The following is a 20665-nucleotide window of genomic DNA, read 5'->3' as shown; positions in this document are numbered from 1 at the left end:
ATTATAATTGATCCTTTTAAAAAAGAGTTAACTGTTTTTTGAATTATCTATTTTATCTATAAAAACGGTATCAAACTTCATACAGGTTGTTGGATGTTATCACCTCCAAACCTCACTAAGATAATCACATGGTTCCATCCTAAAGCTCTCAGTTAAGGAGATGACACACTTGAGTAATCAAAATTTTAACAATATTCAACTCGGCACAAAAACAGTTTGGGCAGGGGAAAAAGAAGTACTCGTACATGGCGCATCACAAGTGCCTGTCGTGGTGAGCGTCGCCTACACATACGACGATATGGATGAATGGTTCGATGTTGCAACAGGGAAAAGACCTGGACATATTTACGGGAGAAATACGAATCCGACGGTACAGGCATTTGAAGACAAGGTGCGTGCACTCGAAAATGCCGAAGCGGCTACAAGCTTCTCCACGGGAATGGCTGCCATTAGCAACGTTTTGCATACGTTCTTAAAGCCTGGAGATCGGGTTGTCACGATCAAGGATACGTATGGTGGTACGAATAAAATTTTCTCAGAGTTTCTGCCTAAGCTAAACATTGAAGTGACACTTTGCAATACTGGCAACCATGAAGAGATGGAGGCAGAAATTGCCAAAGGGTGTACAATCGTCTATCTGGAAACGCCAACAAATCCTACAGTAAAAATTACCGATATTGAGCGTATGGCAAAAGCGGGAAAAGCCGTTGGAGCATTGGTTGTCGTTGATAATACTTTCGCTACACCAATTAATCAAAATCCTCTGCAACTTGGGGCCGACCTCGTTTTACACAGTGCAACGAAATTTTTGGGTGGACACGCCGATGCATTGGGTGGCGTTGTGTGCGGCTCGAAAGGTTTAGTAGAGCAAATCTACCATTATCGTGAAATTAACGGAGCGACGATGGACCCTTGGGCTGCTTATCTTCTACTAAGAGGAATGAAGACGTTAAAGCTACGTGTAGAACAACAAGCGAAGAACGCTATGGCCATTGCCAAATATTTGGAGCAGCATGAGCTCGTCGAGCAGGTATTCTATCCCGGGCTGGAAACACATGTACATCATGCTATTGCCAAAAAACAGATGAGAGGATTTGGCGGCATGCTAAGCTTTTCACTTAAAGGTGGCATGGATACCGTACGCGTTGTTCTTCCAAAATTGAAATACGCCAATCGTGCTGCAAACCTCGGAGCGGTAGAAACGACTTATGGACCTGCGCGTACAACGAGCCACGTGGAATGCACCGTAGAAGAAAGAAAAGCACTGGGAATACCAGAAGGTCTTGTACGTTTGTCTGCTGGTATTGAGGATACGGAAGATTTAATTGCCGATTTGGAACAAGCCTTTCAGTCTCTTTCAAAAGCATCTTTGAGAGACTAATAGAGCTGGAGGCTTTTTAAAGATTCGCTTAACAAATTGGGGAGTCAATTGACTACCTACTTTATTTCTCTAGATGGCAACGAGAATTGCACTACTCATAACTCACTACCCCTGGGAGAAATCCTAGGGGTTTTTCTTTCAAATGACGCGAAAAAATATGAACATTTTAGTGTGTATTCGTATTCCACATCGAACCAACGCCATTCCACAGCAGGGGAGCAGGTGTGTCAAACTGCCTCATCCATCGACAGTTATTTGCTTGGGCTAAGTGCTTCAGATAATATGAAGTTACTCCGAATGATCATCGTGCAAACCCAAAAAAATCTTGTTGAATCGTATGAACTGTTGTGGTCAAGAGCGGAACAGGATGTACAACGATCGATCTCATAGATTACCAACAATACGATTGAAATGAGGTATGCAATGTGAAAATCGACGTTAATCAGTTAGCAGAACATTTCGCACACATTCCTTTTCAAGTAGAAGGAGTATATCGATATGCGAGAAATCCCGGTGTGCCTCACGCCGACTATACAGATTCTTATCCTGGATTTGTGTTTCCACTTACAGGGAAGGTGCAATTTCAATTTAATGGTACGCCTTATATTTTCTCCCCAGGAAAAGTGGTACATGGCGGTGCAAAAATGACTCTGGCTCAAAAAATGTTTGGTAAAACCAACTGGGAATATATTCTTGTCCAATATCGGATATGTAACGCAGAACTGGAAGAGTCTAGCTTTTCTCATCAGCATTTTGAATTAGTAACAGGACAATCCCCTCGTCTGATTGAATTAATCATGCGTCTTTGGCATGTGTATAATCAGCCTGGAGGCCTTTCGAAGTTACAGACCGAAATGCTGTTTCGAGATGTACTGAATGAAGCCTTAGTATGTGTTGCAAGTAGGCAAAATAGCAGTGAATCACATGCTTTGTTCGAGCGAGTCTCTCATTATATTCATGAATACTATGATCAAAGTCTTACAATAGCATCGCTTGCAGAGCAATATAACGTGAATCGAAATCGACTTTCTTATGTATTCAGAAGACATGCAGGTATGGGACCAGCAGAATATTTATTAAAATATCGGATCAACAGGGCACAAGAAATGCTATTCACAAGTGATGTGCCCGTACAGCAAATTGCGCAAACGGTTGGAATTGCCGATCCCTTTTACTTTAGTAGAGTGTTCAAGAAGCAATTAGGCATTTCTCCCACTGAGTATCGAGAGAAGTTCATCAATAATCCATGCTAATTTCAACAGAGATCCATTCTCATTGAAAAATGGCTTTACTATACTAATGGCAAGCCAAAGAAAACATCATTTCGGAGGAATTGCCTATGCAAAAGATGAAAGGCCTGCTAATCTCCATGCTATTATTAGCAGGCATTCTAGCAGGTTGTAATGGAACACCTGAAAATAAAGGCACAACTACTGAAAGTGCATCTACACCAGAAGGGAATCTAGAGGCACCTGGTTGGCCAAGAACTTTTAAGGATTCGTTAGGTAAAGAAATTGTGATCGAGAAAAAACCGGAAAAATTGGCCGCACTATGGTACTTTTATCCTGAAATATTAGTTGCATTAGGGGAACCACCTGCTGCTTCTACTGAAAAAGAGTATCTATCCTCTTTATCTTATTTAAAAGGAAAGCTGGATTCAGCTGAAGAATTGGGAGATAAAGTGTCTCCTAGTATCGAGAAAATTCTTTCTATCGAGCCTGATTATATTTTAGCAACAGAACAGCATGATAAAATGTATGATTCACTGGAAAAGGTTGCGCCAGTCATTACGTTAAACACCAAGGACATCTATAATGATTGGCAATATGGGCTTCGTACAATAGCCAAGATTATGGGAAAAGAAGACGAAGCGGAAAAAGTAATAGATAAAATGATGAAAGACATTACAACAGGACGTGTGGCATTAAAGTCGATGGAAGGAGAGTCAGTCGCACTTATTCTGTCTTGGGATGGAAAAACGTTCAATGTTTTAGGGGAAGGAAATCCAGTCTATAAACTTGCGTTTGATAAAGAAAAAGGACTGGGGCTTACACCTGATGGTGCTTTCAAAGGTACAAGTAATGAATTTACTGCGTTTGAAGGGATTTCAACTGTTCAAGCAGACCATATTTTCCTGATAGGTGATATAACAAAAAAAGAAGGATTAATGAATGACTTAAATCAAAGCAATGTCTGGAATAATCTGAATGCCATGAAGAAAGGCCACGTCTATTTAATGGATACTTCCGCTATTACTGGTGGCCCATTAGCGATCGAATACGCTTTACAAAATATAACTGGTGCCTTGCGCAAGCCCTAAAAAGCTGTGAAGAATTCTTCCAGCGAAATCAACGGTACAATGCAGGTCCAAAAATAAGGAGGGATCCATATGCATTACCAAGTCATTAGTCTGAATGAGGAGCTATCTAAATTCAGCGATCTTTGGTCTCCGAAAGTCATTGGTGAATTAAATGACCATCTATTTAAAATCGTTAAGATTGCTGGCGATTTTGAATGGCATGAGCATCAAGGTGCCGATAAGTTATTTATGGTGCTCGAAGGAGAGATGTTCATCGATTTTCGTGATGGTCAGGTGAAAATTTCCAAGGGGGAGATGTTTATTGTCCCGGGAGGAGCCGAACAAAAGCCTTTCGCCGAAAAGGAGTGCCATATTTTGATTATGGAGCCTAAGGCGTAGTAAACACTGCGGTACGGAGTCGGAATTAGCCGCTGATTAGTTGAAAGAACTGTGGTATAAGCTGTTCAAAGCAGAATTGCCTTCACCGGACAACCGGAACAGTAGGTGAGTGTGAGGAAAGCCCTTGAGTTATTCAAGGGCTTTCTCCTTTTCTTCCGAGTGAGGCTGACCCCTCAAGCCGAGGTACCCCTTCATTTGTCAACAACGTGCCTTCAGCTCTTGTATTTGCTCGATATGTCGCTGTTCATGTACATACAATAGCTCCACCCATTGATCCAAGGGAAGGTGACCCAAAATCGGATGCTTAACGGCAACTGTCTTTAGAATCGCTCTGTCCTCTACTTTACTCAGAACATCCAAAAAATTGTGTCTGGAATCGTGTAGCATTTGAATGATTTGCTGGACTTGAAAAGGCTCGGGGCTTGGCTCTGAAATCTCAGGTGCCTGGATCTTATTGGATCTGTCAGCTACATATTGAATCGGAATGTATTCTTTGTCGGTGGGGTTCAATTGCTTGAGTCCATTCACAATTGCTTTTGCGAACAACGTGTCGATAATGACCAAGTGATGACAGACCTGTGCAATACTCCACTTATCCTGCTCAAATCGCCGATTGAAATCTTCATCGCGAATAGAAGAAATCTCATATAGCAGTGTTACTCTGGTTTTTGATAAGTTCTCTTCAAAGTAATCCATACGAACCCTCCTTTGAAATCAGTATCTTCCATTTATTGTAACAAAATTCTGGGTAGATAGTACTTTAAGTTATGGAATTGTAAATTAATCTGGGCATAGGCTAATAATGGGGGCTTCAGATTATACTTGCCAAAAAGAAACGGCTCAATTTCCGTTTATCCTAGTTCAGAAGGGAATTGTTAAGATGGATCTCTCGGCCAAAATGAGCAATTTTAATAGCAGTACGGCAACTTTTCTTGCAGCGATGAGCTATCAGACCTATCTGTTATTTTTGGGAGAAAGGCTAATCTTACCAAAAGGATTTAAGCTTCGCTATACGATCCGTGCGTTTGCTGATGTAGAGAATCCGACGGAAAATGTATACGGTTTTATTGCAGAGTCAAAAGATCAAATCATCGTAGCCTTTAGGGGATTCGCTGCCTATCCTGCCGATCTTTTAGCAGCCTATGACATCCTCCAGGCTCCGTATCCCTTTGTGAAAGATGGAGGCAAAACCTCAAGAGGGTTTACGAGCCTTTATCAGTCGACAAGGGATGCCTTAATCCGAAAGCTGAATAATTTATCGAGTTCAAAAAAGCTATTTGTTACTGGCCACAACTACGGTGGTGCTTTGGCAACATTAGCTGCTTTAGATATTGCAGTAAATACGAGGTTTGAGAATCCCGTTATTTATACGTACGGTAGTCCACGTATTGGAGACCCTGATTTTGTTTTCCGATTCGATCAAGTGGTAAAAAATAGTGCACGAATAGTTAACGTTCATGATCCATATCCTACGTTCCCCGATAAAAAGTATCCGCCCCCTTTTACAGCAGAGGGTCTATACTATCAACACGTAAAAACAAAATTCCCGATTGCCTTCCAGTTGAATAATACTCCCCGTAATGATGCCATTTCCTGTTACTTTAAAAGCCTCAGTCAATTTAATTCTGATTTTTCACAATCCTTATGCGTTGAAAATCCTGGTTTTTGTCCCGATACCGAAATGTGTTTTCCCTTTGAAGGCGCATGCAAGTCTCCAAAGGCTTGATTAGTAGAAGTAGAAAGGAGTTACAGTCATGGATCGCTCAGGTTCAACTGGCAGCTTTAACAGAGAAGATGCGATTTTGCTTGCGGCGATGATCAACCAGTCCTATCATCTTTTTGAAACAGAATCACTTGTTTTGCCAAAAGGCTTCAGCCTTCGTTATACCATTCGAGCGCTTGCTGGAGTAGAGGAGCCAAAGCTGGAAGTGTTCGGCTTTATCGCGGAGTCAACAGATAAAATCATTGTGGTTTTTCGGGGCACGCGAACCTTTAACGATAATGAGTCGGACCAAGACTTATATCAAATCCCGTACCCTTTTTTCAAAAATGCTGGGAAAACTCATCGCGGATTCACATGTATTTATCAATCAACGAGAAACGACCTGATCAAAGCTGTAAGCAAGCTGCCAAAATCGAAGAGACTATTTGTGGCTGGGCACAGTCTCGGGGGAGGATTAGCTGTACTCGCTGGTTTTGATTTTGCCGTGAACACGAAGTTTAAAAATCCTATCATGTATACGTATGGCAGTCCTCGTGTCGCAGACCCTGTCTTTGCTTCCCGATTCAATGAAAAAGTAACAAATAGCGTTCGTATTATGAATGTACATGATATTATTCCTACATTACCGGCCAAAGCATATTTGCCGCCTTTTACAAAACACGGGTTGTACTATCGACATGTTCATACGAAGTATTTATTGTCTTTTCAGCTGAACAGTGTAGCCGTCCGCAATCATGAGATCGTTTGTTATTATAAGTTTCTCAGTGAACAGGCCCCGGATTATACAAAAGCATTATGTGAGGAAAATCCCGGATTTTGTCCCGATACAGCGTTATGTGTTCCATTGGAAATCATGTAATAAAGTAAATATGGGCACCGTATTGCAACAATCTCACTGTAAAAGAAGGCCGCCAAATGCGGTCTTTTTGGCTTTGCATGCGGGGCTTCTCGGAGGATTCAGAAAGAAAACGTCGTAGTTAAATTTGAGGAGTTTCTTCGTACAGAAAGGGTGGTAGCTCAATATGGCAACGTCCAAAAAAGATATAAGAACCTGTAACAAAGGACATCAATACTATAAAAGCAGCGATTGTCCTTCCTGCCCGATCTGCGAGAAAAAGCGTAAACCTGATAGTGAGTTTCTTTCCCTACTTTCAGCGCCAGCGAGACGGGCGTTGGAACATCATGGGATAACTTCCTTGCAGCAGCTCTCTCAGTACAGTGAAAAAGAGATTCTCCAATTTCACGGTATGGGTCCCGCATCTTTACCTAAACTTCGAACTGCTTTGCAGGAAGAAGGGTTGTCGTTTAAAAACTGACTCAAAAATGAAGTGTTACTGGGTTCAGAGCAGGAATATTGAACAGATAATCTTTAAAAATCGGGTATGCAGGCACAGGATTCGGTTAGGGTCCTGCGCCTTTTTTTCTAAAATCAGGCAGGCATTAAGTACCTTTTTGCTCCAATCTAACAATCTTAATGTTGTTTTAACGTTTTCTTTATGTTGGATATCTACTATTTATGGTGTAACAAACAACAAAACGCACACAAAAACAACAGAAAGGCGGAATGATATCAGGATAGTATTGGTAAAGCGGATAGGCGTCGTGACGAAAAACAGATGAGGAGAGATCCATAATGAAAAAAATGGTATCAAGTATAGCCGCTTCTGCCATCTTGTTGGGTGGAATCCTGCCAGTCGTTGATTTCGTTCATGCAAATGACAAACTTTCTGAGAAAAAGATGACGATGACATTTGACGTGATCAGTGACATCCAAGGAGACCTTCGAGATTTTGGTCATGTTTTGCAAGACATCAATAAGGAAAATCCAATGTCCGAGGCGCTGATCATTAACGGCGATATTACTCCTCGCGGCTACGATTTTGAATATCAAGCCGTGCAAGATGTGCTCGATAAAAATCCTCACCCCGAAAACGTGTGGTACAGCATCGGTAATCATGAGTTTTATGTGCCAAAGTGGAAGAATCCCCAAACGCTTGCACAAAGTACATGGCCAAACGGCACAACGGAAGAAGAGTTGTTCGATAACTTCTACCAATTCAGCGGAGAAGACAAAGTCTATCACCAAAAAGAAATCAATGGATATCCCTTACTTTTCCTAGGCACAGAAAAATACATGAAATATCACGATCCAAAATTGTGGGATGAAGTATACATGAGTGACGAGCAACTGGATTGGCTGAAAGAAAATCTGGAGCATTACAGCAAGCAGGACAAGAATAAGCCCATTTTCGTATTCTCTCACCATGTGCTTCCGGACAGTGTCTCAGGCTCCAGACAAAATCCATACTTGAACGATTACCTGAATGTGGACAAGCTCCTTGACATCTTGAAAGACTATCCGCAAGTCGTTTTCTTCACGAGCCACACCCATTGGGATCTGAACCTGCCGGACTGGGCAGGCAAAAAGAAAGTCGAAGGCGGAGACAAACGCGGTTTTACCGTCGTAAACACGGGCGGAATTGAAACGGGATGGATGTCAGTTGGTCCAGACGGTGGCGAAAAAGTTGCGCCGGATGGAGGGGCTTTCAAGCAAGGGCTGCGCTTGCAGGTGTACGGTGATGATGTCGTTATCCAAGCATATGATTACCAACACGACAAAGTAATCAAGGCGCTCGACATCCATAATGGAAAAATCGAGCAGTTGCCGCCGGATGTCCAGGCAGATGATAAGAATAATGTGCTTGTCGGCGCGACGCGATACATGGAGTACGCGGTTGGCAACCAAAAAAACTGGCAGGATTTTGATCCCGAAAATCCACCAGCATTTCCAGGAAACCAGGTCGTGTTTGTCCGTCATAAAGGTGAAATGAACCTGGAAGACGGCAAGCCAATCATGGTCAAATTCAAAAAGTAACGGGACTGCCGTACATTGTTCGTGATAAGAGGGCCGATCGGGTCCTCTTTTATTTGTCCGTGCTGGCAGAACATGAACATCCCTAACTGATCGATCAGCTAAAGCTAAGCCCTTCTGGAGAAATCCTAAGGGATTTTTTTTCGTTAAGAAATGTAAGTAGGTAGGAATGTTTGGGCATACTAGTTCTCATACACTGTTAACAACCTTTTTCAACCCTCACTAGATAGTGGGGGACTTTTTCATTTCCAGTGGGAAAAACGATACAACATTGCTCCAGGACAGCTGATTCCTGCCATCATAGAAGATAGGGGACAGCGCCGGCTGGGGCAACTAAAATGGGGTCTTGTTCCTTACTGGTCAAAGAAAAAGCCCCGTCCACCTTGTCGGTGGAGGGGGCTGCGACTACCAGACACTGTCGTAGGGTCTCGTCGAATTCCAGTGTCTTCTGTGATGGGAGACATCACAGTCATGTTCGTCTAAATTTTTGAAATTGAATTATAGGTGGATTAATGAATCTTTGGAGGCTCAGACTTCATCGTATCGTTAAGTTGGGTCACAAAAACACCTTCGTTCGGGCCAGGGTTATTTCGAAACATTTTCGCTTCTTCGACCAGAACTTCGTCTGTATCCGTACCAAGTATCTTTATCGTTGCATCAATGAATGACGCAAGTGGCATTGCACGCGGTTCATCGTTGTTGCTTTGAACCCATGGTGGCACAATTTCTATTACTTTTACCGATGTGTCTTTAAGCAGGTATCTTTGGGACAGCGTATAGGTATGAAGAGCTGCCTTCGTCGCGGAGTATACAGCAGTTGCCGCTAACGGAACAAATCCAAGTATCGAAGTCGTGTTGATGACAACGGCTTCTTCTTTGGACTTCAAATGGTCGATTAATGCAGAAGTCAACCGAATCGGATCTAACAAGTTTGTGGCGACTGTCGAAACCAAAATATCCTCATCAATCACGCCCGCCGCGTCATCGGGTTGAATGATGCCTGCGTTGTTAATCAAGACATTCAAATCCGGGAATTCTTCGATTAACTGCTTGGCAGCCCCTTCTATACTGGCAGGGTCTTGTACATTCAATTCCATTCGGGACATGCCGGGATTCGCTTTGATTGTCTCCTCCAAACGCTCTTTACTTCGACCAGAGATAATAACTTTATTTCCTAGATGGTGGAGTGCTTCTGCTAACGCACGTCCAATTCCCGAACCACCACCTGTAATGAAAATCGTGTTTCCTGTAAGTTTCATAATTATACCTCCTCTTAATTTGAACATATGTTGAATTACCAAAATATGTTTTATATAGTGAATGTATCAGTGCGATAAATGGGGTTCAATGGTTAAAACAAGCTCGGTTGTTGATTTTTCAACAGAGGGCTTTGAAGTGATCATTTTTTGGATGGGATAAAGGGGAGAAGGATATGGCCAGGCGTATTCAAAAATCGAGACAAGCGATTATAGATGCTTTTATGAGGCTGATGTCAGAAAAGGAATTCGAGAGCATAACGATCAATCAAATTGCGGTAGAAGCAAATGTCAATCGAGGAACAGTGTATTTGCATTTTGATGACAAATACGATCTGCGCGAGCAATGTATAGCAGCTCAAATTAACCAGTTACTTCGACATTGTATGTCTGGAGATCACCTAGTTCATCTCCCTTCCAAAACCGCATTACTTCACACTTTTGAATATTTGGAGCAACATGCTTCTTTCTACTCCATAATGCTGAAGAGTAAGGGAAGCACAGTATTTCGAAATCAAATGGAGACCATGTTCGGGGAAAGTCTGAGTGAATATCTGGATTCAATCAATCTCGATAAGGAAATGAACAGGGACATTACGGTACAATTTTTAACTTCAGCAACAGTGGGTATATTGGAATGGTGGATTATCCGTTCGATGCCATATCCCCCATCGGTCATGGTTGAACAATTTTGGAATTTGCTGAACCGAGGTGTCGAAGGACACGAACATCTTTCCCTTGGAAGTCGCTAATTTGGCGGCTTCTTTTGTATTAATGAAGGCTTGCAGATTAATGAAGAGTTTTCTTAGGTTAGATAGGGGGAGGGGGATAATTGAGAGTATAAAAAAACATCTTGAACCTCGTATGAATGTGCGCAGTTTAAGATGGGATCTTTGATTATAAAAATGCACGTCTAATCTTACTTAGTCATTGACTGTTAGAGCTTGTCGTTGCGGATGCCAATTGTCCAGAGATAATAAAGTTGTAGACTGGCAGTTGAGTTAAGCTAACGGGCAGTTATGCGAAACCCTAAAAGATATTCCAGGAAGAAAGTGGAGTATCCATTGAGAATCAATATTATTTCTGAAAAGGGGAGTTCATTGTCTCAGGTACAATCCTTCATTGAAGAAATTCATTAATTTAGTTCATATAAAAGGGTTGTCTATGAGATTTGGGATGGAAGAAATTGTGAGATTTCGGGAGTATTCAAGAGAACATTGAAACCCCATAGAGGGAGATTAGTATAAGATCAAGCGCGGAGAATCGTATCACAAATAGTGGTAAAGCAGAGAGTCGAGTTGAAGGTTGAAGCTTCGATGCTAAATCGGCAGATTGGAGCTTAAATATACACATCCACTCATCTGTAGTGTTGTATGTCACTCTTTAGGAAATAGTATATCGGAATCATAAGTACCTAAAACTGTAGACTGGCTGCGCCGTTATTTTGCAGGCACTTGACCGGAGGATAATTTTGGATTATTATAATGTCAGTCAACACTGACAGACATATCGCATCTTACAGAAAGGGAGCTGATTATGAGTCATACTAAGCAAGAGAGTGCGGAGAAATTGTTGCGTGCTGCGATCGATCTGATTTCGGAAAAAGGATACAACGGAGTCACGACGCAGGAAATCGCCACAGCCGCCGAATTAAGTGAAAAAACGCTGTTTCGACATTTTGGAAGCAAGCAAAACCTACTTGAATCCGCGCTTGAACGTTTTCAGTATGCTGAAGAGATGCAAATACTCTTTAGTGAGAAGCTTGTATGGGAGTTAGAAAGTGACCTCCTATCCATAAGTAAAAAATATCACGAGATCATGAACCGTGACCGAAAGCTGATACAGATAGCCATAAAGGATGAAGTTCATATTCCGGGCTTTAAAGAACGTCGATTGCAACATCCCCGCCAACTGTTGACGTTTCTGACAGATTACTTTAACAAGATGAACGAAAAAGGGAAAGTAGCTTGTTCGAACCCAACCATGCAGGCATTCACGTTCATGATGGCGCAATATGGTGCGTTCATTAACGATTTAGAAGCCGGGAACAACTATCCCGGTATCAGTCTCGACCAGTTCATACAAGAGAATGTCAAGATCTTCACCAGGTCTCTAACTCTTCCCAAAGCACAATGTGAAAAGGAGCTGCAAAAGAAATGATGAACGAGGAAGTTTCCGTATTTATAGACAGCCTTAGTCATCCATGGAAAATTGAGGTCAGCAACCGACTGCGAGAGATTGTTCATCAAGCAATTCCGGAAGCCGAAGAACGCATTCAATACAAAAAGCCCCATTTCCTGAAACGTGGACATTATGCGGCGGTTATTTCTCCATCGAAAGATGCCATTGCATTCATGATCATGAATGCATCCGGCCTAACGTTTCCGAAAGGTTTTGAAGGGCCCGACGAGAGGAAATGGCTAAAAATCCGCAAAGAGGATACACCGGATTACGATCTACTTACTAATTTGCTGGTTCAGGCTTCTAGTAAACTGTAGTATTGACTGATTTTTGGGACATTCACAATTATCTGGGGCATAAGCCCCCTTCCATAACAAGGAGGATTCTCATGAACAACAATCCGAATCAATCCTTTGAAATTGTATTTACACGTGTATTCGATGCTCCTCGCGAACTCGTTTTTAAAGCCTGGACAGAGCCGGGGCATTTTGCGAAATGGTGGGGCCCAAAGGGATTCACCCTCGAAGTCGTCAAAATGGACGCTCGATCAGGTGGCGAATTTTTAGGTAATCAGACGTCTCCCGACGGGAGTCACATCATGTGGGGGAAATTTGTATACCAAGAGATTGTCGAACCCGAGAAAGTGGTTTTTCTTCAATCCTTTTCCGATGAGAAAGGCAACACGATCCGAGCGCCTTTTAGCCCGAATTGGCCTCTTGAAGTTATGAATATTATCACATTCGAGGATAACGAAGGTAAAACAGCATTGACACTGAAAGGCGGACCTGTGAACGCATCCGCTAAGGAACAAGAAGCCTACAACGGTATGGCTCCAATGCTTCAACAAGGCCTCGAAGGTACGTTCGATCAACTTGCCGACTACCTTACTAGCCAGAAGTAGAATACTAAAAATGGAGACATGCAAAAAAATATAAAACCAAATATTACGAAACAATCCTCTCTCAAGGAAAATCAACGAACTTTACCTTTGGAGGGGATTTTTTTATGCATCAACAGTGGTGTCCAGTCTCGCTTTACGCAGCATCACTTCGCTTGGGTCCTGGATGTTTTGTGTCAGTAAAAGCTGTAGCACCTGCTAACAGTATATGCCTTAAGAAGCCGAAATAATGGCAGTTTCTGTTCCGTAAAAATAAAGTTGTAGACTGTAAAATAAAGTATTAGACCGAAAAATAAAGTACTAGACTGAGAAATAAAGTGTTAGACTAGCGCCTGTTATTCAAATAACTGGGCAGTTATGCGCAAGACGTGACACACGTTTCATCCGCACGCCCCCTCTCGATCGCATAACCTCGCCACCAACCAGTCAGGGGCCTGATCATACCAGTTCGTGGACAACAACAGCAGAAAATAGCGGAAAATCCGCTAAACAAAACGCCGCAACCCTATCATTCGGATTGTGGTCTTTTGTTCTCGTTCAATCATCCTTCTACCGTTCTCTGGCAAGCCGTGCTTTCAACTTGGCAATCAGCTGCTGCACATGTGCCCGCCATTCGTCCCAGCTCGACGATTCCCGCCACAGCTCCGCCAAATCCCCCTCGCAGTCCCCCTCAATGTCAGTCCAAATCACGTTCAAATGCTCCATCAAAGCCCCAAGCGCGGCACGATCGGCCGTGAACACCCGTACTTGCGTCAAGGCGCGTTCTTCCTCCTCATGATCGTAATCCAAACTGCCATTCTCCAGAAACTCGATATACAGCTCTGCGAGGGCGAGCACTGTTCCGTCATCAAGGAAATCATCCTTACCAAACTTCGCCATCAATTCACCCAAATCCAACGTGTCACGAGGAAGCAAGTCCTCGATCGCTGCCACTAGATCCAGCCCTTCATCACTTTCCAATGCTTTGATTCCCCATGCTCCCATTCGATGTCCTCCTGTCACTGTCGTCTCTTCATTATATGGAGCGTGTCCAATTCACGTCAAATGTTACCGGGACTCCTTTAATGGCAACACCCTGCACTCACGAGGAGAGCTGATTCCGTCAAAAGGTAATTACGACCGAAAGAATTGCGGAGAAAGTTCAGCTAACGGGAACGTTAGTTAAATGAGGCAGTCTACAACTTTATTTTCGTGTCCTGGACTGCCTCTGACTCTTTTAACAAGGGTTGTAGAAAACTAATTTTACGAAGGCAGCTGATTTAGCAATGAAAAAACTGATTAGATCAACAACGCCAGTCTAAAACTTATATCTCTGTACACTTATTAATCCTTCAAGCCTCCTTATATGAACTACCACTTTATAGCGTCAATGTTTTAGTATAGAGTTTTTAACACAATCTTAAGTATATAGGTTAAAAGCCAAGGCTGAGACCATACAGGAGAAGCCTGCCTTTAAACAATTGTTTGTTCGCAAGCGATGCATCATCCCGGCTGATGGCTTTTACGAGTGGAGGAAGGTTGGGGCAGAGAAACAGCCCATGCGAATCACGCTAAAGACAGGGGAGCCTTTTGCATTTGCCGGCTTATTCGATACCTGGACGAATCCGATTGGCGAAAAGCTGCATACATGCACGATCCTCACGACAAAACCAAATCAAACTGTCGAGAATATTCATGACAGGATGCCGGTTATCTTGCAAAAAATGACGAAGCGATCTGGCTTGATCGTCACAGATCGCTTGCAATCCTTGCTTGTACCGTATGATTCAGAAAAAATGCGTGCCTATCCTGTGCCCGCAATTGTGGCAATTCCAAAAATGACATGCCTGCATGAATTGAAGAGATAGGTGATCCGTATATTATCTCTCCAATGAATAAAAGCAGTCATTCACCATCTTGCCGTTGATTTCCGTGCTGTCGGGCACAATCTTATCGAGAGTCATTCCTGCCTTTTCCAATACACGGCGTGACGCGCTGTGCTCTTCGGAACAAACAGCGGTGAATTTCTGGAATCCATAAGTAGTGGAGGCGAAATCTATTATGCATGTGAGAGCTTCGGTTGCATAGCCTTTGCCCTTTGCTGCTTCCAGCAAGATGAAGCCTGTTTCCGCAGTGAGCTTTTCACGGTCGCGGGTGCAAATACTGATTATGCCGATATCATTACCCGTGTCAGTTTCGCGGATGATCCAGGTGAGCCAATGAGTGGCGTTAGTGCTCCACGGAGCCAGCTCCTTTTCAAAGTTACTGCGAATGGCTTCCTCACTCATGGTGGACCCGATGTGTGCCATCAGTGTTGGGTTGGAATAGATGGAGCGGATTAATTCCCAATCAGATAAAGCTAGTTTGGTAAAAGTCAGGCGATTGCTACAGATTTGGCTATTCATCGTATTCTCCTTTAAAGACAGTAGTGGTGGTGAAGTGTCGTAAGGAAAAAATGAGATCGATCTTACCTAAAAATATAGCTAAAAAGAGTCACAAGTGGCTATAAAAAATATATTTACATGAAATACCCGTGGTTGGAGTCGGTATGTACGAGACACGCCGCTTATGGAGCGAAACCATAAAAAAGGAGTATAAAAACAAAGACCAAAACGTATCCAGCCGTTGCCGCAAATAATAGATACAGTATCCCAAGTAAAGAGCTTAGCAAGAGAGAAAGACCTTTGCGTCGGAAAAAGCGAATGACTCCAACCAAACCGGCAATCATCAGGGGCACGATATAAAAATAAGAGAAAATGTTAACCCATTCGAATAGTCGTTGAAACGCTACCTGAGGGACTGGACCTTCGCTCATATTATAAGTATTCATGATATACATTCTGCCGCTAAAAAAGACAAGCGATAGAACCACATAGTAGATGATAAGGTATTTAACTTTTAGCATGGGATTCACTCCAAACGTAAAAATTTAATATACATACATTAAAAGGGAAGATGGAACTAACAAAAAGTACCAACTTTATTTGGTACCCTTGAATTGCTTGTACTACATCATATGGACAAGCAGAAAAGGCAAAACGGCAAAAAGAAAAGGCCCTTGTCAGGGCCAATTAGAGATATAAAGCTTAACAATCACATCCAACAATGACTAAAAGAACGAAGAGAACCAAGATAAGCGCGAAGTTATCACCAAAGATGCCACTCATTCCGATCACTCCTTTGTCAGATTGGGGTAGACCCTTGATCAAGGTATGCGATCGAACGAGACATGCAAAGGCGTTCGTCCTACAAAAAAATAAAATGGCAAAAACCTAGTCACGCAAGCCTATAGTGAAAGATCAATTCCTCGCCGTATTCCCCTTCGAACCGCATTCCTTTATCCTCAAAGCCAGCCTTACTATACAGCTGCTGCGCGGGGATATTCGTGTGATGCACGGTTAGCACAATCTCATTGGTATTCGGAAAAAGTTGTTTTGTCAGAGCGGGCAAGCTCTGCAAAGTCTTGAGGGCGTATCCTCTTTTTTGGTGACGAGCATCAATCGAAAACGATTTTAGCAAGAGCGCATGCGGATTTTCAATGCCATACATTTTTGCCTGATGGGTATGGAGCGCGAAGCAACCTACCAAATGATCCGCAGAGTAGATGACAAAAGGTGTATGACTCTCATCTAGTAAAGATGCCTCAACGACACTTTGGGGAAGCGATGTATAAATCGCCTGATCTTCAGGTAAATAATAGCTTGTTATGCTTACATCATCATTTTTAGCATATTGTCTGATTGTTAACTGGACCAATCTTGCCAATAAATTCACACTCCTGTTTATAATCGGCTCTGAGCTAATGGTACATCAACAAGCCATGTATGACAGCTAGGAAAAACAAAAACCTGGTCGGAATCAACCAAGTTTTTGGCGAGTCTTATTCACATAGATTCTTTCTGCAAAAAAACTGACAATCAAACCGATGAGCAAGGGGAGCAGTGATCCTGTGGCCATCATGAAGCCGTTTTCGCCTGACGTAAATTCGTGGTGAAACATCAGAGATGGAATCGTCAACCAATGTCCAATGAAATAAAGTAATCCTGTCGTTGCTGCAAGCGAGAAAAACGTTACAGCGAAGCTCTTTGCGTTCATCGACAGCACCTCTTTGACTTTCTGTATATTGGGTAATACGTAAAGAAGGAGAAAAAGGTTACAGAAAAGCCCCCAAACCGAAAGCGAGTCTGCTTCGGTGGAGGCTCATTCTTGACGACTTCCTTAATATCCCTTTGTTTTTTCTTTTGCTGGTAAAACGGCACGCTCTGCTTTTTCATACAGCTCCAAGCCTGCCTGCACAATCCGCAGATTCGGCACGAGCATATAGACAGCCAAGGCAGAACCGATGCTGATCAAGGCACCTACGAGAACATCCGCCGGATAGTGAACCCCTACCCAAATACGAGAGATGCCTACAACAATGGCGAATGGAATCCATAAGATTCCTCTTGTCTTTTGGAACAGCAGAAAAGTGATGCAAAAGGAAAAAAACAGCATGGTATGGTCGCTGGGGAAAGAATTGTTTACAGCCTTGAACACCAATTGATTTACGTTAGTCAGCTCTGCAAATGGCTGAGCATTGTAGTGAAGGGTACCTGCAATTTTCCCCAGCACTTCAGCGAGAACAAAGGTAGTCGTTCCGCATATAACCATGATCCGATTTTCATGCTTTCTTGAAAACCAATACAGCAAGGCAATTAATGCCAGCACGTATACGGTGTATTCCGCAATGACAAAAACCACAGGATTAAGCGCAGGATATTGTTTACCCAGGTCATTAATCATTCGGAAATAATGAACATTCATCTCCATTCCATTCATAATTTTGTCAGCCCCTTTTTTTTATATGTAAGAATTGCACAATCACACGAAAACGAGGTCTGTCATCGAGCAGACCACGATCGTGTTTTTTAACCATGACCTCGCCAAAAGGCATGGCGTAGCCAGGTTTTCTAGTATAAAGAGAATCTTAGTCGATCTGGCGCAAATGATAAATGGATTTTTCTTTCCACTAGATTACATTTTTGTAAGGTTAGCGATTGCTTATATGTAGAGATGAAAGTCTCACAGTCTCAACTTTGTCTCAATGTTGGTCTAAGCTATGTATTCGAGAAAAATAGTACTTTATACTCAAGAAGCCCATTGTAATAACAGTCTTATCCGTTGATAGAACGCCGTGTGCGATGAAAGTCGCCCGCACGGTGTAGGCTTGACGAAATCCTTTGATAGAAGGATAGTCAGGAATAGCACAGGTTTAACCATTGTTCACGAAGATGATATTACAATTAGCAACACCGCTTACAGTTTCTACATTCAGGATTCAGCTGGTCAGCCGGGTGGTCCCCAGATTAGTGGAAAATCCGCAGCTCTTTCTAGCTTGATCACTGTAGAAAGTGATGGAGATGCAGTTACTTATATGTACGATGCTAACGAAGATCGCTTTAATGTTGTGAATGGCGATAGTGACATCGTTGGAAATGTGACTCTTTCCAAAGTCTCAGGAGGGTTTGTGTTTAATGATGGTGCGGTTATTGTACCAAGCGGAAGCTTTGCTAGTGGAAGCATTAAGGCTGTTTTGAAAAATCCTAACGGTCAAAATGTAGGCGAGACAGAAATCAGCGTTTCTAACTAGGCAAGCTGTGTGGCTCGTTGCTAAATCTTCAATACCAGGCATTTATGTCTGGTATTCTTTTTTGAAAAAGTAGGAATTTACAATGAACGGATTGGAGATATTTCATGGAGATTGCTTTAGAAAACGTGGCGCTTCATTTGGAGAAATACAAGCTCATGATGACTCCGAACCATAATCATCTGATTACTCGGGAGATGAGCAACCACTTTGCTCTGGGTGTAAGTGCCGGAGGATCAGCCATTGGCTTTGTATTAGTAAGGACACGTGCTACTATATCCCAGGCAAATATCATTGAGTTGAAAATAGAGCAAAAGTTTGCTGGAAGCGGGCTTGAAAAAATTTTGCTTCGCACCGTGGAGAATAAATTGCGGGAGAAAAACTACCACACACTAACTTTCGATTGTGCCTTTCATGAGGGAGAGACTGCGACGAAAGAGTTTCTACAGCCAGGAGAAGGCTGGGACGAGAGGGGACTGATTTCGTATATTTGGATAACTGATCTACAAGGAATCAGTCGCGCTGAATGGGTAGGGAAGCAGCGCATACCGAAAGACTTTGAACTATTTAGCTGGGATGAATTGTCTATGAGCGAGAGGCAGGACATCGAAGCTGGGTATGGCCAATGGTATCCCGAAAATCTTTCGCCGTTGCAGGAAGAGCATCAAATGAATGCATCTTTGAGTGTAGGGCTACGTTATAGGGGAAACGTCATCGGCTGGATGATTGTGCAACGAGCAGCAAGAAATATGGTCCTTTTCAAAACACAATTTATCCGTGAAGACTACAGGAAACTAGGGAGAGGAATGCTGTTGATTGCAGAAGCAATTAGACGGACAAGCAAAATAGAAGGGATGGCATATGGAATGTTTGTCATGGATAAAGACAATGCGGACATGATTCGCTTGGCAAACAAACATTTTGCTCCGTATGTCATCCGTCGGAAATTGTTTTATTCCTTTCAAAAGGAATTGGTGTGAGAATAAAATCAAAGTGAATGAAAAGCTGTCCTTGCCGGTCGATCTCGACCTCGCAAGCGCCAGCTTTTTTCTTTTTCCGACAGCTTTCGGTTTTGAAATTTTATTTTAATCCCGTTTTTTGTTATTGATATTTTATTTCAAACCGACATAGACATGTAACAAATTACCACTCATTGAAAGCGCTTTAATCACGGAGGCAAAGGGGGGAATGAGGTGTTAAATGGCGGTTTGCTGCGTATTCGTGAATCCATGCATGTAATCAAACCGTCAGAGCAAAATGCGGCACGCTACATTCTGGCCAAACCGGAAGAGGTGATTCGTCTTTCCATAAAAGAGCTGGCGGAAAGAAGCGAATCTAGTCAAGCTGCGATCATACGTATGTGCAAACGGATCGGTGTAGAGGGTATTCAAGAGTTGAAAATGAGGATTGCTGGCGATATTCAGACCACCACAGAGCTAGATGAATACAAAGAGATTCGTCCCGACGCGGATATTCCCACATTGATTGAATCGGTTTCGTATAACAACATCCTCTCTTTGCGTGAAACGATCAAAATCCTCGAACCGGAAATAGTTAAGAGGGCAATTGAGGTATTGCATCAAGCCAACCGAATTGATTTTTTCGGGGTAGGCGCTTCGCAGTTAGTAGCACAGGATGCCCATCATAAATTTCTGCGGATCAACAAAATGTGCACGGCTCATTCGGATTCGCACTTGCAGCTTACCTCAGCGGTCACGCTTGCAGCAGGGGATGCCGCAGTCGGCATTTCCAATTCGGGAGAAACCTCGCAAACCATCACGACGATGAAGCAAGCACGCAAATCGGGAGCGACAACGATAGGGATTACCAAATACGGCCATAATTCATTGGCGGAGGTTGTCGATATTCACTTAACCACGTTTACTACAGAGGCAGGAGAGCGGAGTGCCGCCACTTCCTCTCGTATTGCACAGCTCAATGTGATTGACATTTTATTTCGCGGAGTCGCCGCCAGAAATTATGATACGTCCTCTGTTTACTTGCGTGAGACACGCAGAGCGGTCCGCGAGCAATACAAATAGGCAACGGAT

The 20665-nt window shown here is 42.8% G+C and carries 25 protein-coding genes and 1 pseudogene; 17 read left to right on the top strand and 9 right to left on the bottom strand.

Annotation, left to right across the window (positions count from 1 at the left end):
* The first annotated feature begins 169 nt into the window (after positions 1-169).
* The 4 genes from SB752_RS01460 to SB752_RS01445 all read left to right on the top strand — a co-directional run bounded on the left by SB752_RS01460 (position 170) and on the right by SB752_RS01445 (position 4079).
* Positions 170-1381: a cystathionine gamma-synthase family protein gene (locus tag SB752_RS01460; RefSeq protein WP_410713975.1), complete on the top strand. Its 1212-nt coding sequence runs from the start codon at positions 170-172 to the stop codon at positions 1379-1381.
* Between the two features lie 425 nt (positions 1382-1806).
* On the top strand, positions 1807-2634 hold the full coding sequence (locus tag SB752_RS01455; protein ID WP_410713974.1) for a helix-turn-helix domain-containing protein: 828 nt from the start codon (positions 1807-1809) through the stop codon (positions 2632-2634).
* A gap of 86 nt (positions 2635-2720) precedes the next feature.
* Positions 2721-3701 (top strand): ABC transporter substrate-binding protein, encoded by a 981-nt coding sequence (locus SB752_RS01450; RefSeq protein WP_410713973.1) that lies wholly within the window; start codon positions 2721-2723, stop codon positions 3699-3701.
* 69 nt (positions 3702-3770) lie between these two features.
* On the top strand, positions 3771-4079 hold the full coding sequence (locus SB752_RS01445; protein ID WP_410713972.1) for a cupin domain-containing protein: 309 nt from the start codon (positions 3771-3773) through the stop codon (positions 4077-4079).
* A 198-nt stretch (positions 4080-4277) separates the two neighbouring features.
* Here the strand turns inward: SB752_RS01445 and SB752_RS01440 are convergent, their stop codons facing one another.
* Positions 4278-4775, bottom strand: coding sequence for a DinB family protein (locus SB752_RS01440; protein ID WP_410713971.1), 498 nt, complete (start codon positions 4773-4775; stop codon positions 4278-4280).
* A 184-nt stretch (positions 4776-4959) separates the two neighbouring features.
* Here SB752_RS01440 and SB752_RS01435 point away from each other — a divergent pair, with 184 nt between their 5' ends.
* The 5 genes and pseudogenes from SB752_RS01435 to SB752_RS01415 form a co-directional block, all read left to right on the top strand.
* Positions 4960-5805 (top strand): lipase family protein, encoded by an 846-nt coding sequence (locus SB752_RS01435; protein WP_410714260.1) that lies wholly within the window; start codon positions 4960-4962, stop codon positions 5803-5805.
* A gap of 28 nt (positions 5806-5833) precedes the next feature.
* A complete protein-coding gene (locus SB752_RS01430; protein ID WP_410713970.1) occupies positions 5834-6661 on the top strand; it encodes a lipase family protein in 828 nt (275 codons plus the stop codon).
* Between the two features lie 163 nt (positions 6662-6824).
* On the top strand, positions 6825-7118 hold the full coding sequence (locus tag SB752_RS01425; RefSeq protein ID WP_410713969.1) for an RNA polymerase alpha subunit C-terminal domain-containing protein: 294 nt from the start codon (positions 6825-6827) through the stop codon (positions 7116-7118).
* 317 nt (positions 7119-7435) lie between these two features.
* Positions 7436-8677 carry a DUF4073 domain-containing protein gene (locus tag SB752_RS01420; protein ID WP_410713968.1) on the top strand — a complete coding sequence of 414 codons (1242 nt, stop codon included), beginning with the start codon at positions 7436-7438 and terminating at the stop codon, positions 8675-8677.
* Positions 8678-8935: 258 nt separating this feature from the next.
* Positions 8936-9157 (top strand): annotated as a pseudogene (locus SB752_RS01415) (SOS response-associated peptidase family protein); the annotation flags it as partial.
* A 26-nt stretch (positions 9158-9183) separates the two neighbouring features.
* Here SB752_RS01415 and SB752_RS01410 read toward each other — a convergent pair.
* Entirely contained in the window at positions 9184-9933 is a 750-nt protein-coding gene (locus SB752_RS01410; RefSeq protein WP_410713967.1) for an SDR family oxidoreductase, read from the bottom strand.
* A gap of 173 nt (positions 9934-10106) precedes the next feature.
* On the opposite strand from SB752_RS01410, the gene SB752_RS01405 reads away from it, so the two are divergent.
* From SB752_RS01405 to SB752_RS01390, 4 genes are all read left to right on the top strand, one after another.
* Positions 10107-10682 (top strand): TetR/AcrR family transcriptional regulator, encoded by a 576-nt coding sequence (locus SB752_RS01405; protein WP_173624738.1) that lies wholly within the window; start codon positions 10107-10109, stop codon positions 10680-10682.
* A gap of 784 nt (positions 10683-11466) precedes the next feature.
* Entirely contained in the window at positions 11467-12090 is a 624-nt protein-coding gene (locus SB752_RS01400; RefSeq protein WP_410713966.1) for a TetR/AcrR family transcriptional regulator, read from the top strand.
* On the top strand, positions 12090-12428 hold the full coding sequence (locus SB752_RS01395; RefSeq protein WP_410714259.1) for a DUF1801 domain-containing protein: 339 nt from the start codon (positions 12090-12092) through the stop codon (positions 12426-12428). The genes SB752_RS01400 and SB752_RS01395 overlap by 1 nt, the downstream gene beginning before the upstream one ends.
* Before the next feature lie 71 nt (positions 12429-12499).
* On the top strand, positions 12500-13012 hold the full coding sequence (locus tag SB752_RS01390) for an SRPBCC domain-containing protein (RefSeq protein WP_410713965.1): 513 nt from the start codon (positions 12500-12502) through the stop codon (positions 13010-13012).
* A 546-nt stretch (positions 13013-13558) separates the two neighbouring features.
* Here the strand turns inward: SB752_RS01390 and SB752_RS01385 are convergent.
* Positions 13559-13993 carry a DUF4259 domain-containing protein gene (locus SB752_RS01385; protein ID WP_410713964.1) on the bottom strand — a complete coding sequence of 145 codons (435 nt, stop codon included), beginning with the start codon at positions 13991-13993 and terminating at the stop codon, positions 13559-13561.
* Positions 13994-14469: 476 nt separating this feature from the next.
* On the opposite strand from SB752_RS01385, the gene SB752_RS01380 reads away from it, so the two are divergent.
* The gene (locus tag SB752_RS01380; protein WP_410713963.1) at positions 14470-14856 is read left to right on the top strand and encodes an SOS response-associated peptidase; all 387 of its coding nucleotides are present in this window, start codon (positions 14470-14472) and stop codon (positions 14854-14856) included.
* A 12-nt stretch (positions 14857-14868) separates the two neighbouring features.
* Here the strand turns inward: SB752_RS01380 and SB752_RS01375 are convergent, their stop codons facing one another.
* The 6 genes from SB752_RS01375 to SB752_RS01350 form a co-directional block, all read right to left on the bottom strand.
* The gene (locus SB752_RS01375; protein WP_410713962.1) at positions 14869-15393 is read right to left on the bottom strand and encodes a GNAT family N-acetyltransferase; all 525 of its coding nucleotides are present in this window, start codon (positions 15391-15393) and stop codon (positions 14869-14871) included.
* 161 nt (positions 15394-15554) lie between these two features.
* On the bottom strand, positions 15555-15893 hold the full coding sequence (locus SB752_RS01370) for a hypothetical protein (protein WP_410713961.1): 339 nt from the start codon (positions 15891-15893) through the stop codon (positions 15555-15557).
* Between the two features lie 181 nt (positions 15894-16074).
* Positions 16075-16155: a YjcZ family sporulation protein gene (locus SB752_RS01365; RefSeq protein WP_103104377.1), complete on the bottom strand. Its 81-nt coding sequence runs from the start codon at positions 16153-16155 to the stop codon at positions 16075-16077.
* Positions 16156-16264: 109 nt separating this feature from the next.
* On the bottom strand, positions 16265-16753 hold the full coding sequence (locus tag SB752_RS01360; protein ID WP_410713960.1) for a GNAT family N-acetyltransferase: 489 nt from the start codon (positions 16751-16753) through the stop codon (positions 16265-16267).
* Positions 16754-16846: 93 nt separating this feature from the next.
* Complete coding sequence (locus SB752_RS01355) at positions 16847-17083, bottom strand: hypothetical protein (protein WP_410713959.1); 237 nt, start codon at positions 17081-17083, stop codon at positions 16847-16849.
* Positions 17084-17206: 123 nt separating this feature from the next.
* Positions 17207-17806 carry an undecaprenyl-diphosphatase gene (locus SB752_RS01350; RefSeq protein ID WP_410713958.1) on the bottom strand — a complete coding sequence of 200 codons (600 nt, stop codon included), beginning with the start codon at positions 17804-17806 and terminating at the stop codon, positions 17207-17209.
* A gap of 388 nt (positions 17807-18194) precedes the next feature.
* Between SB752_RS01350 and SB752_RS01345 the strand changes: the two genes are divergently transcribed.
* The 3 genes from SB752_RS01345 to SB752_RS01335 all read left to right on the top strand — a co-directional run bounded on the left by SB752_RS01345 (position 18195) and on the right by SB752_RS01335 (position 20656).
* Positions 18195-18617, top strand: a complete 423-nt coding sequence (locus SB752_RS01345) for a hypothetical protein (protein WP_410713957.1) — start codon at positions 18195-18197, stop codon at positions 18615-18617.
* A gap of 104 nt (positions 18618-18721) precedes the next feature.
* Complete coding sequence (locus SB752_RS01340; RefSeq protein ID WP_410713956.1) at positions 18722-19594, top strand: hypothetical protein; 873 nt, start codon at positions 18722-18724, stop codon at positions 19592-19594.
* 213 nt (positions 19595-19807) lie between these two features.
* Positions 19808-20656, top strand: a complete 849-nt coding sequence (locus SB752_RS01335) for a MurR/RpiR family transcriptional regulator (protein ID WP_410713955.1) — start codon at positions 19808-19810, stop codon at positions 20654-20656.
* Positions 20657-20665 lie beyond the last annotated feature (9 nt).

The sequence above is a fragment of the Brevibacillus sp. SIMBA_040 genome, from assembly GCF_046535075.1.
Taxonomy (GTDB): domain Bacteria; phylum Bacillota; class Bacilli; order Brevibacillales; family Brevibacillaceae; genus Brevibacillus.
Note: the sequence above shows the minus strand (reverse complement) of the source record. Positions and strands in the feature narration are given on the sequence as shown.

What these genes read in the sequence shown, in the direction of transcription:
- SB752_RS01395 (WP_410714259.1), top strand. Translation starts at nt 12,090, where the DNA reads ATGAACGAGGAAGTTTCCGTATTTATAGACAGCCTTAGTCATCCATGG.
- SB752_RS01405 (WP_173624738.1), top strand. Translation starts at nt 10,107, where the DNA reads ATGGCCAGGCGTATTCAAAAATCGAGACAAGCGATTATAGATGCTTTT.
- SB752_RS01355 (WP_410713959.1), bottom strand. Translation starts at nt 17,083, where the DNA reads ATGAACGCAAAGAGCTTCGCTGTAACGTTTTTCTCGCTTGCAGCAACG.
- SB752_RS01435 (WP_410714260.1), top strand. Translation starts at nt 4,960, where the DNA reads ATGGATCTCTCGGCCAAAATGAGCAATTTTAATAGCAGTACGGCAACT.
- SB752_RS01340 (WP_410713956.1), top strand. Translation starts at nt 18,722, where the DNA reads ATGGAGATTGCTTTAGAAAACGTGGCGCTTCATTTGGAGAAATACAAG.
- SB752_RS01390 (WP_410713965.1), top strand. Translation starts at nt 12,500, where the DNA reads ATGAACAACAATCCGAATCAATCCTTTGAAATTGTATTTACACGTGTA.
- SB752_RS01385 (WP_410713964.1), bottom strand. Translation starts at nt 13,993, where the DNA reads ATGGGAGCATGGGGAATCAAAGCATTGGAAAGTGATGAAGGGCTGGAT.
- SB752_RS01350 (WP_410713958.1), bottom strand. Translation starts at nt 17,806, where the DNA reads ATGAATGGAATGGAGATGAATGTTCATTATTTCCGAATGATTAATGAC.
- SB752_RS01445 (WP_410713972.1), top strand. Translation starts at nt 3,771, where the DNA reads ATGCATTACCAAGTCATTAGTCTGAATGAGGAGCTATCTAAATTCAGC.
- SB752_RS01425 (WP_410713969.1), top strand. Translation starts at nt 6,825, where the DNA reads ATGGCAACGTCCAAAAAAGATATAAGAACCTGTAACAAAGGACATCAA.
- SB752_RS01375 (WP_410713962.1), bottom strand. Translation starts at nt 15,393, where the DNA reads ATGAATAGCCAAATCTGTAGCAATCGCCTGACTTTTACCAAACTAGCT.
- SB752_RS01430 (WP_410713970.1), top strand. Translation starts at nt 5,834, where the DNA reads ATGGATCGCTCAGGTTCAACTGGCAGCTTTAACAGAGAAGATGCGATT.
- SB752_RS01420 (WP_410713968.1), top strand. Translation starts at nt 7,436, where the DNA reads ATGAAAAAAATGGTATCAAGTATAGCCGCTTCTGCCATCTTGTTGGGT.
- SB752_RS01410 (WP_410713967.1), bottom strand. Translation starts at nt 9,933, where the DNA reads ATGAAACTTACAGGAAACACGATTTTCATTACAGGTGGTGGTTCGGGA.
- SB752_RS01450 (WP_410713973.1), top strand. Translation starts at nt 2,721, where the DNA reads ATGCAAAAGATGAAAGGCCTGCTAATCTCCATGCTATTATTAGCAGGC.
- SB752_RS01440 (WP_410713971.1), bottom strand. Translation starts at nt 4,775, where the DNA reads ATGGATTACTTTGAAGAGAACTTATCAAAAACCAGAGTAACACTGCTA.
- SB752_RS01365 (WP_103104377.1), bottom strand. Translation starts at nt 16,155, where the DNA reads ATGAGTGGCATCTTTGGTGATAACTTCGCGCTTATCTTGGTTCTCTTC.
- SB752_RS01400 (WP_410713966.1), top strand. Translation starts at nt 11,467, where the DNA reads ATGAGTCATACTAAGCAAGAGAGTGCGGAGAAATTGTTGCGTGCTGCG.
- SB752_RS01370 (WP_410713961.1), bottom strand. Translation starts at nt 15,893, where the DNA reads ATGCTAAAAGTTAAATACCTTATCATCTACTATGTGGTTCTATCGCTT.